The 14,950-nt window shown below is 68.5% G+C and carries 10 protein-coding genes; 4 read left to right on the top strand and 6 right to left on the bottom strand.

Annotation, left to right across the window (positions count from 1 at the left end):
- Positions 1 to 6 precede the first annotated feature (6 nt).
- From xylB to FA702_RS20170, 6 genes are all read right to left on the bottom strand, one after another.
- Positions 7 to 1,455 carry a xylulokinase gene (gene xylB / locus FA702_RS20195; protein WP_136957871.1) on the bottom strand — a complete coding sequence of 483 codons (1,449 nt, stop codon included), beginning with the start codon at positions 1,453 to 1,455 and terminating at the stop codon, positions 7 to 9.
- A gap of 6 nt (positions 1,456 to 1,461) precedes the next feature.
- Positions 1,462 to 2,574, bottom strand: a complete 1,113-nt coding sequence (locus tag FA702_RS20190; RefSeq protein ID WP_136957870.1) for a glycoside hydrolase family 43 protein — start codon at positions 2,572 to 2,574, stop codon at positions 1,462 to 1,464.
- 165 nt (positions 2,575 to 2,739) lie between these two features.
- Positions 2,740 to 3,666: a Gfo/Idh/MocA family protein gene (locus tag FA702_RS20185; protein WP_136957869.1), complete on the bottom strand. Its 927-nt coding sequence runs from the start codon at positions 3,664 to 3,666 to the stop codon at positions 2,740 to 2,742.
- Positions 3,667 to 3,670: 4 nt separating this feature from the next.
- Entirely contained in the window at positions 3,671 to 4,672 is a 1,002-nt protein-coding gene (gene araD1 / locus FA702_RS20180; RefSeq protein WP_136957868.1) for an AraD1 family protein, read from the bottom strand.
- 23 nt (positions 4,673 to 4,695) lie between these two features.
- Positions 4,696 to 6,222, bottom strand: a complete 1,527-nt coding sequence (locus tag FA702_RS20175) for an aldehyde dehydrogenase (NADP(+)) (RefSeq protein ID WP_136957867.1) — start codon at positions 6,220 to 6,222, stop codon at positions 4,696 to 4,698.
- A 91-nt stretch (positions 6,223 to 6,313) separates the two neighbouring features.
- Positions 6,314 to 7,627, bottom strand: a complete 1,314-nt coding sequence (locus tag FA702_RS20170) for a sugar MFS transporter (protein WP_370385528.1) — start codon at positions 7,625 to 7,627, stop codon at positions 6,314 to 6,316.
- A 143-nt stretch (positions 7,628 to 7,770) separates the two neighbouring features.
- Here FA702_RS20170 and FA702_RS20165 point away from each other — a divergent pair, with 143 nt between their 5' ends.
- The 4 genes from FA702_RS20165 (at position 7,771) to FA702_RS20150 (ending at position 14,846) form a co-directional block, all read left to right on the top strand.
- Positions 7,771 to 8,940, top strand: a complete 1,170-nt coding sequence (locus FA702_RS20165; RefSeq protein WP_136957865.1) for an aldose epimerase family protein — start codon at positions 7,771 to 7,773, stop codon at positions 8,938 to 8,940.
- Positions 8,941 to 8,973: 33 nt separating this feature from the next.
- A complete protein-coding gene (locus FA702_RS20160) occupies positions 8,974 to 10,782 on the top strand; it encodes an IlvD/Edd family dehydratase (protein WP_136957864.1) in 1,809 nt (602 codons plus the stop codon).
- Between the two features lie 97 nt (positions 10,783 to 10,879).
- A complete protein-coding gene (locus FA702_RS20155) occupies positions 10,880 to 12,445 on the top strand; it encodes an alpha-L-arabinofuranosidase C-terminal domain-containing protein (protein ID WP_168196162.1) in 1,566 nt (521 codons plus the stop codon).
- 25 nt (positions 12,446 to 12,470) lie between these two features.
- Positions 12,471 to 14,846 (top strand): glycoside hydrolase N-terminal domain-containing protein, encoded by a 2,376-nt coding sequence (locus tag FA702_RS20150; RefSeq protein WP_136957863.1) that lies wholly within the window; start codon positions 12,471 to 12,473, stop codon positions 14,844 to 14,846.
- The last annotated feature ends 104 nt before the right edge of the window (positions 14,847 to 14,950 follow it).

The raw sequence follows: 14,950 nt of genomic DNA, 5'->3' as shown, positions 1-14,950 counted from the left end.
GCAGGCTTACTCCTTGATGGCGCTGAGCGCCTGATAGGCGGCGCGGAAGCGTTCCCGCTTCGGCGCGAGACGGGCCGCGAGATCGGGATCGGGTTCGATCACCGCGCGAACGGGGGGACGGGTGCAGACATCGGCGGCGCTGGCGCCGGTGGCGGCCATCTGCGCCAGGCGCGCGCCACCCAGTGCGGGGCCGACTTCGCCGCCGTGCAGATAGACGAGGCGGACGCCAAGCACGCTAGAAAGGATGCGGCCCCAGTGCGCCGAGCGCGAGCCGCCGCCGATCACGCACAGCTCCTCGATCCGCGTGCCCGCGCCGCGCAGCGCGTCGATCCCGTCGGCATGGGCGAAGGCCACGCCTTCGAGCACGGCGGCGGCCAGGCGCGGCGTGGTGCTTTCGTTGCCGAGGCCAAGGAACGCGGCGCGGATGTGCGGATCGTTGTGCGGCGTGCGCTCGCCGGAAAGATAGGGCAGGAACAGCTCGCCGCCGCTGGCCGCGCCGGCCTGTTCGGCCAGCGCGAAGAATTCGGCCGGCCCGGGCACGTTGCAGGCGCGCGCCGCCCAATCGATGCACGAGGCGGCGGAAAGGTGCACGCTCATCTGGTGCCACACGCCGGGCAGGGCATGGCAGAACGCGTGGACGGCCTGCGCCGGATTGGGCCGGAACGCCGCGTTGGCGACGAAGATGACGCCTGACGTGCCGAGCGAGAGCATGCCCTGGCCATCGTCCAGCACGCCGACGCCGAGCGCGCCCGCCGCGTTGTCACCCGCGCCCGCGACCACCGGCACGCGGCCCATGCCCCAGTCGCGCGCGACGTCCTCGCGCAGCACGCCGGTCACGTCCGGGCCTTCGTGGAGGCGCGGCATGTGGCGTTCGTCGAGGCCGGTGGCGGCCAGCATCGCCCCCGACCAGGCGCGCCCGGCCACGTCGAGCCACAGCGTTCCCGCCGAATCCGACATGTCGCTGGCCTTCTCGCCGGTAAGGGCAAGGCGCACGTAGTCCTTGGGCAGCAGCACGGTGCGCGTGGCGGCGAAGACATCGGGTTCGTGCTTGCGGACCCAGGCCAGCTTGGGCGCGGTGAAGCCTGGCATGGCGATGTTGCCGGTGATCGCACGCGTGCGCGGCTCGTCCGCTTCCAGCGCCGCGCATTCGGCGAAGCTGCGTCCGTCGTTCCACAGGATCGCCGGGCGCAGCGGCCGGTCGTCGGAACCGAGCAGGGTGGCGCCGTGCATCTGCCCGGCAAGGCCCACCGCCTGCACGCCGCCGCGCAGGGCGGGATCGATGCCGAGCACGGCCTTGTGCGCCGCCTCCACCCAGTCGGCCGGGGCCTGTTCGGACCACAGCGGCTGGGGGCGCGCCACGGAAAGATCGGCGCTGCTTTGCGCCAGCACCTCGCCGCTCGCGGCGGTGATCACTGCCTTCACGCAGCTCGTGCCGACATCGATGCCAAGGAACATGGGGGGTTACTTCGCCTTCATCGGATCGATCGTCTGGATCGTGCCGTCGGGGTTGAAGGTCAGCTCCGTCACCTTGACGTTGCGCAGGTGGTTTTTGTTGGAAAGCTGGGTGTCGGCGTAGAACAGCCACCATTTCTCGTCGTGCTGGATGATCGAATGGTGCGTGGTCCAGCCCTGCACCGGCTTCAGGATATGGCCGGCATAGCGGAACGGGCCATAGGGGCTGGTGCCGATGGCGTAGTTGAGGAAGTGCGTGTCTCCCGTGGAATAGGTGTAGTAATACTTGCCGTCCTTGCGGAAGACCCACGAGGCTTCGAAGAAGCGGCGTTCGTGATCGCCGCCGGTCACGGGCTTGCCGTCCTCGCCCAGGATCACCGCGTCGCGCGGGGCCTCGGCAAAGGTCTTCATGTCGGGGTTCATCCGGACGACCTTGCCCGAAAGCGCCGGCTTGTCGTCCTGCTTGAGGTCTGTGTCCGATCCGTTGGGATCGTACCGGCCGTTGGCCCAGCGCTGGAGCTGGCCGCCCCAGATGCCGCCGAAATACATGTAAGCGGTGCCGTCATCGTCCACGAACACCGCCGGGTCCATCGAGAACGAGCCGGGGATCGGCTCCTTCTCGGCCACGAACGGACCCATCGGGTTTTTCGAGGTGGCCACGCCGATGCGGAACGCGCCCAGGCCGTTCCGGTCCTTCGATTTGTCGCGCGCGGGGAAGTAGAGGTAGTAGGTGCCGTCCTTGTAGGCGGCATCGGGCGCCCACATCTGCTGCGAGGCCCAGGGCACGTCCTTCACGTCGAGCGCGACCGGGCCGACCGTGACCTTGCCGCCGACCTTGTCCATCGAAAGCACGCGGTAGTCGCGCATGGCGTACTGGTTGCCCAGGTCGTCGTCGGGCGTCGGCGTGGCGATGTCGTGCGAGGGATAGACGTAGATCTTGCCGCCGAACACGTGGGCGGAAGGATCGGCGGTGTAGATCTCGCTGACCAGCGGCTGATCGCAGAACGCGCTGGCGGGCGCGCCGCCGTTGCCGGGCTGCTCCACGTTGCCCGCTTTGGTGCAGGCCGCGATGGCCAGGACGCTGGCGAGGCACAGCGCGGCGGTGGTGATTCTTGCCTTCATCGTCGGACATCCTCTTGCAGGCCGCTTTTCCGGGCCTTTCGCATGATCGCTCGAGTAATGATAGCGCTACCTAAATAGTACGGCAATTTGAAATGTGCATCTTCGATCAGTCTGCTGCGCCGGGAAGGCAGGTGCGGTAGCGAGGAGACGATCCCGCCGTCGCGCTCAATCCTCGAACGGATCGACCGCAACGCGCGTGCCGCGCAGGAAGGCGTCCGCCACCAGGCGCAGCGGATCGATATCCACGTCGCTGCGGCCGGTGCGGATCAATGTGCCGAATCGCGCATAGAGGCCGGGGTATTCGTGGTCCTCGTCGCGCTGGGTGCCGGAAGGCAGGGTCAGCACCGCCCCGCCGCTGGAGAGTCGGAGCGTGCCGGCATCGGTTTCCACCGCGATGTCCCAGCTTTGCGGGCCGGTCTGCCGCCAATCGAGGTCCATGTGGACGACCGCGCCGCCGGTATCGCGAAAATGCAGGTCGGCGGCGATCGGCGCGGCGCGGTTGGCGGGAATTTCCAGCGTGGCGGCCTCAAGGAAGATCGGGCGCGGCAGGATGCGGGTGACGATGGACAGCGCGTTGATGCCGGGATCGAACACGCCCAGGCCGCCCGGCTCCCAGATCCACGCCTGCCCGGGGTGCCAGACGCGCACGTCCTCGCGCCAGGTGATCTCCACTCGCTCGATCCGCCGTTCGGCGAGCCAGGCGCGTGCCGGGGCGACGCCGGCGGCAAAGCGCGAATGCCATGCCGCGAACAGCGTGGCGCCGACCTTGTCCGCTTGGCTGTGCAGCGCGGCGACTTCCGCCAGCGTCGCTCCGGGTGGTTTTTCCAGGAACACATGGATGCCGCGCGCCAGCGCCGTGCTCGCCAGATCGTGACGGACCTGCGGCGGCGTGCAGAGCGCCACGGCATCCACCGCAGGGCCGCCGGCCAGCAGCGCGTCGAGGCTGGCGAAATGCGGCACGCCCTCGACGCCCGGATCGTGCGGGCTGACCGTGGCGGCAAGGCCGAACGCGCGGTTGCCGGCGATGGCGGGCAAGTGCTGGTCGCGGGCGATCTTGCCCACGCCGACCACGGCGATGCGGATCGGGTCCATCGCGCTAGAGCACCCGCACCTTCAGCGGGACCGAAGCGTCGCCCCCCGTCCGCGCCAGCGGATTGCGGCAGGGCAGGGTGAACGGCGCGGCCTCGATCTCGAAGACGTCGCCTACCTGCGTGCGCACCGCATCGCTGAACGAAAGCGTGGCGGTGCCGAAGAAATGGACATGGACGTCGCCCGCACGGCGGAACAGGTCGTACTTGAAGTGATGGTGTTCGAGATTGGCGAGGCTGTGGCTCATGTTGTCCTCGCCGGTCAGGAACGGCTTCTCCCACAGCATCGCGCCATCGCGCAGGATGCGGCTGGTGCCGCGAATGTCCGTCGGCGCGTCGTCGATGAGCAATTCGGGGCCAAGCGCGGCGCGGCGCAGCTTGGAATGGGCGAGCCAGAGGTAATTATGCCGTTCGGTCACGTGGTCGGAAAACTCGTTGGCCAGCGCGAAACCGAGGCGGAACGGCGTGCCGTCGGGGCCGATCAGGTAGATCCCGGCCAGTTCCGGCTCCTCGCCGCCGTCCTGCGCGAAGGCCGGCATGTCCAGCGGCTCGCCCGGGCCGACAAGCTGGCTGCCATCCCCCTTGTAGAACCATTCGGGCTGCTGGCCCACGCCGCCATCGGCGGGCTTGCCGCCTTCCAGCCCTTCCAGGAACATGCGCATGGAATCGGTCTGGTGCGCGGCGGCGGCGGCTTCGCGGTGCATCTTGTCGCGCCCTTCGGCCGAGCCGAGGTGGGTGAGGCCGGTGCCGGTGAGCGCGAGATGCGCCGGGTCTTCATGGTCGATCGGCGCGAGGAAGTGGCCTGCGTGGAACTCGGCAGCAAGGTCGATCGTCGCGCCGGCCGGGCACTTCCGCGCCTCCACGGCCAGCGTAGTGCCGGCCGCGATCGCGCGGCGGGCCAGGTCGGTGGTGCGCGCCACGCCTTCAAGGACATGGGCCGCATCGCCATCGGCAAGGACGACGCGGCGCGTGCCGTCACCGGCGCGGTGCTGCAGAAGGCGGAGTGCCATGGATGAAATCTCCCGTGCGGGGTTCAGAGCGTCAGCGTGCCGTCGATCAGGCGGGGCGCGCCATCGCCGCGCGCCTCGTCGCGCAGTTCGGGCGGCAGAACCGCCGGGCTTAGGTTCTGGTAGCTGACCGGACGCAGGAACCGGTCGATCGCCAGGCTACCCACCGACGTGGTGCGCGGGTCGGACGTGGCGGGGAAGGGGCCGCCGTGAACCATGGCGTGACAGACCTCGACGCCGGTGGGCCAGCCGTTGGCGAGGATGCGCCCTACTTTCGCTTCCAGCACCGGCAGCAGGCGCGCGGCCAGCGCCTCGTCGTCGGCGTCCATGTGCAGCGTGGCGGTCAGCTGGCCTTCCAGCCCTTTGAGCACGGAGACGAGTTCCACCTCGTCGCGGCAGACGACCACGATCGAGGATGCGCCGAACACCTCGTGCCCCATCGCCTTTTCGGCGAGGAACGCCTGGGCCGTGGTGCGGAACAGCGCGGCGTGGCCCTGCATCGCTTCGCCGGCCAGGCCCTCTGCCAGCTTTTCGACTCCGGGGGTGGCCTCGAGCGCGGCGACGCCGGACTGGTAAGCCTTGCAGATGCCTCTGGTCAGCATGGTCTGCGCGGCGGCGGCGCGGGTCGCCTCGGTGGCGGCGGCCAGGAAGGCGTCGAGCCCTTCGCCCTCGATCGCGAGGACAAGGCCGGGGTTGGTGCAGAACTGGCCGGCGCCCATCGTCAGCGAACCGATGAAGGCCGCGCCGAGCGCGCTTCCCCGGGCTTTCAGCGCTTCGGGCAGCAGCAGGACCGGGTTGATGCTCGACATTTCGGCATAGACCGGGATCGGCACGTCGCGGCTCTGGGCGAGCCGCACGAGCGCGAGGCCGCCCCCGCGCGATCCGGTGAAACCCACCGCGGCGATGCGCGGGTCCTGCACCAGCGCGGCGCCCAGGTCGTTCGAGGGGCCAACCAGATGGCCGAACACGCCGGCGGGCAGGCCGGAGGCCGCCACCGCGCGGGTGATAGCGGCGGCCACGAGCGCGCCGGTGCGCGGATGGGCGGGGTGGCCCTTGACCACGACCGGGCATCCGGCGGCGAGCGCCGAGGCGGTATCGCCCCCGGCGGTCGAGAAGGCCAACGGGAAGTTCGATGCGCCGAATACCGCGACCGGGCCGACCGGGATCATGCGCAGCCGCAGGTCCGGGCGGGGCAGCGGCTGGCGATCGGGCAGGGCGGGGTCGATGCGCAACTGCTGCCACGCGCCCTTGCGCACGACATCGGCGAACAGGCGCAGCTGGCCCACGGTGCGGCCCCGTTCGCCTTCGAGACGGGCGCGGGGCAGGCCGGATTCGACCATGGCGGCTTCGATCAGCTCGTCGCCAATAGCCAGGATTTCGGCCGCGATGGCTTCCAGAAACGCGGCGCGCTCCTCGCGCCCGGTGGCGCGGTAGGAATCGAAGGCCGCGGCGGCGGCGGCGCAGGCGGCATCGACTTCGCCCGGGCCATCGATGGGGAAGGCAGGGCCGGTCGGCTCACCCGTGGCGGCGGCCACGGAGCGGAATTCGGTCATGGGAATCTCCTGATTTACTCTGACATATTGCCAGAGGTGCCGGAACGCAACCGGTGGCGCGTTCCGCAAAGAGTTGCGGCAAGTTAAGTGTTCAGGCGGTTTCGCCGGCCGGGCGCGATCCCCACAAGGCGTAGAACAGCACGTACAATTCGCAGGCCGCCGTCAGCAGGAAAGATGCCTGCAGGCCATAGGCATCGGCCAGCCAGCCTTGCACCACCACCAGCGCGCCGCCCGCGATCGCCATGATCAGCAGGCCGGAGCCTTCCTCGGTCAGCGGGCCGAGCCCGCGGATGCCGAGCGTGAAGATCGTGGGGAACATGATCGAATGGAACAGGCCGACAAGGATCAGCGACCACATCGCCGCTGGCCCGGTGGTGAAGACGGTGACGAGCATGACGACGAAGGCGCCGACCGAGAACGCGGCAAGCACCCGCGCGGCATCGATCTTCTGCATGATCGCCGAGCCGAGGAAGCGGCCGACCATCATGCCGCCCCACAGGAACGTCAGATAGCGGCCCGCCTGTTCGTGCGTGAGGTTGGCGATCGTGGGTTGGCTGACGAAGTTCACGAACAGGTTGGCGACGCCGATTTCGGCGATCAGGTAGATGAAGATCGCGGGCACGCCGAACACCAGGTTGCGGTGCTTCCACAGCGAGAGCTTGCGGCGCTCCTCGGGCGCGAGGCGCAGCGTGGCGTTGCCCATGGCGGGCAACGGAAAGCGCGCGATCACCACGGCCAGAACCACCAGGACGATGGCGACAAGACCGTAGGGCAGGATCACCGACTGGGCATCGGCCAGCCGCTCCGCCGGGGTCAGCACCACGTCGGCGCTGGCCGTGCCGCCCTTCGACCGGCCCAGGATCAGGTAGGCCCCGAACATCGGCGCCAGCATCGTTCCCGCCGAATTCATCGCCTGCACCAGGTTGAGGCGCGACGAGGCGGTTTCGGGCTTGCCGACCACGGCCACGTAGGGGTTGGCCGCGACCTGCAGCAGGGTGATGCCGCTGGCGATCACGAACAGCATGGCCAGCGTCACCCCGTAGGACGGGATCGAGGCGGCCAGCATCATGCCGAGCGCGCCCGCCGCCATGACCAGCAGGCCGATCACCAGCGCCTTCTGGTAGCCCGCCTTCTCGATCAGCTTGGCAGAGGGGATCGAGGCCACGAAATAGGCGATGAACCACACCGATTCGATCAATGTTGTCTGTGTATAATTGAGATCGAACACGCTGCGCAGATGCGGCAGCAGCGTGTTGTTGATCACCGTGATGAAGCCCCACATGAAGAACAGGCTGGCGAGCAGCGTCAGCGCCGGACCATATCGCGTATGGGAATTGGCCTCGGGCAACGGATTTCCTGCTGGATTTCCCTGCGCATTCGACTGTGATGAGGCCACTGGTGGCATGGTCTCGGCTTCCTCTCGTCTGCTTCGTGCGAGTGACGGCCTTGCTTACCGTCTTGCGCAATCTCTATTTGTCAGACTATATCTGCGGAAAGGTCGCGTCAATGGGCGGCGACGGTCACGACCGGTTCCGAAAGGATGAGAGGATGAGGATTGTGGGCAAGCCGAAGGTGGGCCTCGCGCTGGCGATGGTGCTGGCGGCACCGGTGATGCTGGTGGCGCAGGTGGCTGGCGCTGCCGAAGCGAAGCAGGAAAGCGCCGGCAGGCTGGCCGACGGCTCGGAGGCTTTCGCGATCACGCTCAAGGCGGCCAACGGTGTCTCGGCGCGGGTCCTGACCTATGGCGCCACGCTGCAATCGCTGATGGCGCCGGGACGCGATGGCGCGGTGGCCGATGTCCTGCTGGGGTACGACGATGTCCAGTCCTACGAGGCGAAGCCCAACTTCTTCGGCGTGACCGTGGGGCGCTACGCCAACCGCATTGCCGCCGGCCGGTTCACGCTCGACGGCAAGAGCTACCAGCTTCCGCAGAACAACAACGGCAACAGCCTGCATGGCGGCGCGAAAGGGTTCGACAAGCGCAACTGGCGGATCGTTTCGGTCACGTCCGGCGCGGTGGCGAGCGTCGTGCTGTCCTATGTCAGCGCCGATGGCGAGGAAGGCTATCCCGGCAAGCTCGACACGAAAGTCACCTACAGCCTCGACGAGCGCGGCAACCTGACCATCGCGTTCGAGGCCTCGACCGACAAGCCGACGATCGTCAACATGACCAACCACGCCATCTTCAACCTGGCCGGGGAAGGGTCGCCGATGGGGGCCATGGGGCACCGCCTGACCATTCCGGCATCGACCTATACTCCGGTGGGCGCGACGCTGATCCCCACTGGCGAACGGCGCAAGGTGGACGGCACCGTGTTCGATTTCCGCGCGCCGCGCCGCGTGGCCGACGGGCTGCGCGACGGCACCGACCAGCAGATCGTCTATGGACGCGGCTACGACCACAACTTCGCGCTCGACAAGGGCGCGACGGCTGCGCCCCAGCTTGCCGCGCGGCTGGAAGACCCGGCATCGGGCCGCGTCCTCGAAGTCCTGAGCACCGAGCCCGGCGTGCAGTTCTACACCGGCAACTTCCTCGATGGGACGCTCGTCGGCAAGAAGGGGCACGTCTATCGCATGGGCGATGGCATCGCGCTGGAACCGCAGAAGTTCCCCGATGCGCCCAACCAGCCGTCGTTCCTGTCCGCGCGCGTCGATCCGGGCAAACCCTATCGCCACGTGATGATCTACCGCGTCAGCAAGGCGCCGCCGGCGCGCTAACCCTTTCCGCCTCTCCAGCACCCGAAGGCCGCAATGACCGATTCTTCCAGCAAGCGCCCCGCCCCGAAGCTGCGTTCGCGCGCATGGTTCGACAACCCCGACAACATCGACATGACCTCGCTCTATCTCGAGCGCTATCTCAACTTCGGGTTGAGCCTTGAGGAACTGCGATCGGGCAAGCCGATTATCGGCATCGCGCAGACCGGAAGCGACCTTTCGCCCTGCAACCGCCACCACATCGTGCTGGCCGAGCGCGTGCGCGAGGGCATCCGCGAGGCGGGAGGGATCGCGCTGGAAATCCCGGTCCACCCGATCCAGGAAACGGGCAAGCGGCCGACCGCCGGGCTGGACCGCAACCTGACCTACATCGGGCTGGTCGAGGCGCTCTATGGCTATCCGATCGATGGCGTGGTGCTGACCACCGGCTGCGACAAGACCACGCCCGCGTTGCTGATGGCAGCGGCGACGGTGAACATTCCGGCGATCGCGCTGTCCGTCGGGCCGATGCTCAACGGCTGGTTCAAGGGCGAGCGCACCGGATCGGGCACGATCGTGTGGAAGGGCCGCGAACTGATGGCCAAGGGCGAACTGGACGAGGAAGGCTTCATCAAGCTCGTCGCCAGTTCCGCGCCATCGACCGGCTATTGCAACACCATGGGCACGGCCACGACCATGAACAGCCTGGCCGAAGCGCTGGGCATGATGCTGCCGGGCTCCGCCGCGATCCCCGCGCCCTATCGCGACCGGCAGGAATGCGCCTGGCGCACGGGCAAGCGGGTGGTCGAGATGGTCCACGAGGACCTGAAGCCTTCGGACATCATGACGCTCGATGCCTTCCACAACGCCATCGTCGTCAATTCCGCCATCGGCGGATCGACCAACGCCCCGATCCACCTTGCCGCGATTGCCCGCCACGTGGGCGTGGACCTTCCGCTGACCGACTGGCAGCGGCTGGGTCACAAGGTGCCGCTGCTGGTGAATCTGCAACCCGCCGGCGAATACCTGGGCGAGGACTACTATCGCGCCGGCGGCGTCCCGGCCGTGGTCGGCCAGCTGATCGCGCAAGGGCTGATCGCCGAGAACGCGATGACCGCGAACGGCCAGACCATGGGCGAAAACTGCCGCGACGCGAAGATCGAGGACGAGCGGGTGATCCTGCCGTTCGACAAGCCGCTGAAGACGGACGCGGGCTTCGTGGTGCTTTCGGGCAACCTGTTCGATTCCGCGATCATGAAGACCAGCGTGATCAGCGAGGAATTCCGCGCGCGCTATCTGTCCAACCCGGACGATCCCGACGCGTTCGAAGGTCCGGCTGTGGTGTTCGACGGACCGGAGGACTACCACGCGCGGATCGATGACCCCGCCACCGGGATCACCGCCGAAACGCTGCTGTTCATGCGCGGCGCGGGGCCGATCGGCTATCCGGGCGCGGCCGAGGTCGTCAACATGCGCGCGCCGGCCTATCTCATCACCGAGGGCGTCACCGCCCTGCCGTGCATCGGCGACGGGCGCCAGTCGGGCACCAGCGGCAGCCCCTCGATCCTCAACGCCAGCCCGGAGGCGGCGGCGATGGGCGGCCTGGCCCTGCTCAAGACCGGGGACCGCGTGCGCATCGACTTGCGCCGGGGCACGGCCGACATGCTGGTGCCGGACGCGGAACTGGCCGCGCGCCGTGCCGCGCTCGAAGCGGCGGGCGGCTATGCCTATCCGCCTTCGCAGACGCCGTGGCAGGAAATCCAGCGCGAACGCGTCGGCCAGCTTTCGACCGGCGCGATCCTGGAAGGTGCCGAGAAGTACCAGCGCATCGCGCAGACGCGGGGTCTGCCGCGCGACAACCATTGATACGCGGCCGGGGCGGACGCGCGCGCCGGCCGGACATCCGCGGGGCGCGCTCTGCCTGGGCAGCAATCGCTACCGTTCTGCACAAAGGGGACTATCGATGCGTGGCAAATACCTCCGGACGCTCATGACCATGGGGTGTGCCCTGGCGATGACAGTGCCCGCCGTGGCGCAGACGACCGGCGGGGCGACCGTCACGGTCCAGGCGGACCGTCCCGGTCCGGTGATGAACCGCCAGGTCTTCGGCCAGTTCGCTGAACATCTCGGCCATGGCATCTATGGCGGCATCTGGGTGGGCGAAGGCTCGCCGATCCCTAACGATCACGGCTATCGCCGCGATGTGCTGGAAGCGCTGAAGGCGATCAAGGTGCCGATGGTCCGCTGGCCAGGCGGCTGCTTCGCCGACGAATACCACTGGCGTGACGGCATCGGCGCGCGCGCCAAGCGTCCGGTGAAGATCAACACCAACTGGGGCGGGGTGAACGAAGACAACAGCTTCGGCACCCACGAATACATGGGCTTCATCGAACGGCTGGGAGCGGAGGCCTATGTATCGGCCAACGTCGGCAGTGGAACGCCCGCCGAAACCAGCGAATGGGTTGAATACATGACGGCGCCCGAAGGATCGACGCTGGCGGGCGAGCGCGGGGCCAATGGTCATCCCGCGCCGTACCAGGTGCGTTACCTGGGCATCGGCAACGAGCTGTGGGGCTGCGGCGGCAACATGCGCGCCGAATATGCCGCCGATCTCACCAACCGCTTCGCCCAGTTCGCCAAGGCCGGCGGCAAGGACAAGATGCTCAAGATCGCCAGCGGCCCCAGCGACGAGGACTATCCGTGGACCGAGACGCTGATGAAGCTTTCGGGCAAGTACATCGATGGCCTCTCGCTGCATTACTACACCCGCCCGCGCGACAAGGATTGGAACGACAAGGGCGCGGCGCTGGGCTTCCCCGAGCGCGAATGGGCGACGACGATGCGCAACACGCTGCGCATCGATGAATACATCACCAGGCATTCGGCGATCATGGACAAGTACGATCCCGAGAAGAAGAAGTGGCTGGTCGTCGACGAATGGGGGACGTGGTACGATCCGGCGCCCGGCTCCAACCCCGGCTTCCTGGTGCAGCAGAACAGCCTGCGCGATGCGGTGGTGGCGGGCCTCAACCTCAACATCTTCGCGCACCATGCCGATCGCGTGAAGATGGCGGCGATCGCGCAGATGGTGAACGTGCTGCAGGCGATGCTGCTGACCGACGGCGCGAAGATGGTGAAGACTCCCACCTATTGGGTTTTCGACCTCTACAAGCCGTGGCAGGACGCGACGACGCTGCCGATCGATCTGCAATCGCCGCTGTACCGCAACGGCGACGTCACGGTGCCGGCGATCAGCGCCTCGGCCGTGCGCGATACGGCGGGTCAGGTGCACGTGGCGCTGGTCAACCTCGATCCACACCGCGCGATCCCGGTGTCGATCGGCCTAGCCGGCGTGCGGGCGGGCGCGGTGACGGGGCGGATCGTCACCGGCACGGCGATGGACGCGCACAACAGCTTCGACGCCCCCGATGTGGTGCGGCCGGTGGCGTTCACCGGCGCGCGGATCGCGGGCGGGGCGGTCACTGCGACCTTGCCGGCGATGTCGGTGGTGGTGCTGGACCTGCGGTAGGGCGGACCATGAGGCGGGGACCGCGATGACGGACGAAGCGCGCGGCATCACCCGCCGGGGCCTGATCGAAGGCGCGGTCGGGCTGGGCGCTGGATTTACGGTTTCCGGGCTTGCAGTTCCCGACCTGGCGCTGGCGGAGCCGCCGATCCCGGCCGCGCGGCTGTGGTATCGCCAACCGGCGGAGCAATGGACAGAGGCGCTGCCTGTGGGCAACGGCCGGCTGGGGGCGATGGTGTTCGGCGGTGGCGCGCACGAGCGGATCGCGCTCAACGAGGCGACGTTCTGGAGCGGTGGCCCCTACGATCCGGTCAATCCGGGGGCAAAGGGGGCGCTGGCGGAAGTGCGTCGGCTGATCTTCGCCGGGCAATTCGCGGAAGCGCAGGCGCTGGCCAACGCGCGGCTGATGGCCAAGCCGCTGGGCCAGATGTCCTACCAGCCGATCGGCGATCTGCTGCTGGACCTGCCCGGCCTTGGCCCGCTGGTCGATTACCGGCGCGAGCTTGATCTTGACGCGGCGCTCGCCACCACGCGGTTCGCCACACAATACTTGCGCTACCGCCGCGCGGTCGTGGCCTCGCCGGTGGACCAGGTGATCGCGATCGAATTGACCTGCGACCGGCCGGGGCGGATCGACCTCGATGTGGCGCTGACCACGCCGCAGCGCGGCACCGTGATCGCGAGCGGCGACACGATCCGGCTTGCCGGGCAAGGCCCGGCGGAGAACGGCGTGGCCGGCGCGCTGCGCTTCGCCACGGCCGTCCGCGTGATGGCGCAGGGCGGCGTGACCGAAGCGCGGGGCGAACGGCTAGCGGTTCGCGGTGCCGATACGGTGACCATCCTCGTCGCGATGGCCACCAGCTACCGCCGTTTCGACGATGTCGGCGGTGATCCCGCAACCACCACGGCCGCGCAGATCGAGCGCGCTGCGTCCAAGGGCTTTGCCCGCATCGCCGAAGATACGGCGGCGGAGCACCGGCGGCTGTTCCGCCGCGTCCGTCTGGACCTGGGCCGCACCCCCGCGATGGACCGCCCCACCGACGAGCGCATCCGCGCCGGCGCAACCACGGACGACCCGGCGCTGGCGGCGCTCTATTTCGATTACGGGCGCTACCTGCTGATCTGCTCGTCGCGCCCCGGCGGCCCGCCGGCCAACCTGCAGGGGCTGTGGAACGATGCGCCGCAGCCGCCGTGGGGCTCGAAGTACACGATCAACATCAACACCGAGATGAACTACTGGCCGGCGGAAGTGACCGCGCTGCCGGAGTGCGTCGCGCCGCTCGTGCAACTGGTCCGCGAGCTGGCGATCACGGGCGAACACACGGCGCGCGCGATGTACGGCGCGCGCGGCTGGGTGGCGCATCACAATACCGATGGCTGGCGGGCTACGGCCCCCATCGACGGCGCGCAATACGGCCTGTGGCCGATGGGCGGGGCGTGGTTGTGCCTCCATCTGTGGGACCGCTACGACTACGGGCGCGACATCGCCTATCTGCGCACGGTCTATCCGCTGATGCGCGGGGCGGCGCTGTTCTTCCTCGATACGCTGCAGACCGATCCGGCCAGCGGATATCTCGTGACCAACCCGTCGCTGTCGCCCGAGAACGAGCACCCCCAAGGAGCGTCGCTGTGCGCGGGGCCGGCGATGGACCAGCAGATCCTGCGCGACCTGTTCGACCGGACGGCACAGGCCGCCGCCATCCTGCATACCGACGCCGGTTTCGCGGCGCAGCTCCGCGCTGCCCGCGCGCGGCTGGCGCCCGACCGCATCGGCACGCAAGGGCAGCTTCAGGAATGGCAGGCCGATTGGGACGCCGCCGCCCCCGATGCGCATCACCGGCACGTCTCCCATCTCTATGGCCTGTTTCCCAGCGGTCAGATCGATCCCGATACGACCCCGGCGCTGGCGCGCGCGGCGCGGCGGTCGCTGGAGCTGCGCGGCGATGAATCGACCGGCTGGGCGACAGCGTGGCGGGCCAACCTGTGGGCCAGGCTGCGCGATGGCGACCATGCGCATCGCATCCTCGTTTTCCTGCTGGGGGCCGATCGCACCTATCCCAACCTGTTCGATGCGCATCCGCCCTTTCAGATCGACGGCAATTTCGGCGGCACCCGCGCCGTGGCCGAGATGCTGATACAGAGCCGCGACGGGGAACTGCTGCTGTTGCCCGCGCTGCCGCGTGCCTGGCCGTCCGGATCGGTGTGCGGCCTGCGCGCGCGCGGGGCGATTGGCGTCGATATCGCGTGGCGGGGCGGACGGCTGGAACGGGCGGTGCTGACCGCCGATGTCCCCGGTTCGCTGGTCGTCCGGTGTGGCGATGCGCGCCGCAGCGTGCGGCTGGCGCCGGGGAAGAGCGTGATACTGAACGGCCCGGGCCTGCAACTGGCACCGGGCGCGTCGTGAAGGAAAGGAACTGAACGTGGGCAAATCCTTGTTATTCAATCGGAAAGGTCTTCTCGCCGGGCTTGTCCTCATAGGCGCCAGCTTCGCGGCGTCCCCGGCGTTTT

Source organism: Novosphingobium sp. EMRT-2 (assembly GCF_005145025.1).
GTDB lineage: Bacteria > Pseudomonadota > Alphaproteobacteria > Sphingomonadales > Sphingomonadaceae > Novosphingobium.
This window is presented reverse-complemented; position numbering and strand designations above follow the sequence as displayed.

Coding starts and splice junctions, on each gene's coding strand:
- araD1 (WP_136957868.1), bottom strand. CDS start 4,672: ATGGCACTCCGCCTTCTGCAGCACCGCGCCGGTGACGGCACGCGCCGC.
- FA702_RS20160 (WP_136957864.1), top strand. CDS start 8,974: ATGACCGATTCTTCCAGCAAGCGCCCCGCCCCGAAGCTGCGTTCGCGC.
- FA702_RS20155 (WP_168196162.1), top strand. CDS start 10,880: ATGCGTGGCAAATACCTCCGGACGCTCATGACCATGGGGTGTGCCCTG.
- FA702_RS20175 (WP_136957867.1), bottom strand. CDS start 6,222: ATGACCGAATTCCGCTCCGTGGCCGCCGCCACGGGTGAGCCGACCGGC.
- xylB (WP_136957871.1), bottom strand. CDS start 1,455: ATGTTCCTTGGCATCGATGTCGGCACGAGCTGCGTGAAGGCAGTGATC.
- FA702_RS20170 (WP_370385528.1), bottom strand. CDS start 7,627: ATGCCACCAGTGGCCTCATCACAGTCGAATGCGCAGGGAAATCCAGCA.
- FA702_RS20165 (WP_136957865.1), top strand. CDS start 7,771: ATGAGGATTGTGGGCAAGCCGAAGGTGGGCCTCGCGCTGGCGATGGTG.
- FA702_RS20185 (WP_136957869.1), bottom strand. CDS start 3,666: ATGGACCCGATCCGCATCGCCGTGGTCGGCGTGGGCAAGATCGCCCGC.
- FA702_RS20190 (WP_136957870.1), bottom strand. CDS start 2,574: ATGAAGGCAAGAATCACCACCGCCGCGCTGTGCCTCGCCAGCGTCCTG.
- FA702_RS20150 (WP_136957863.1), top strand. CDS start 12,471: ATGACGGACGAAGCGCGCGGCATCACCCGCCGGGGCCTGATCGAAGGC.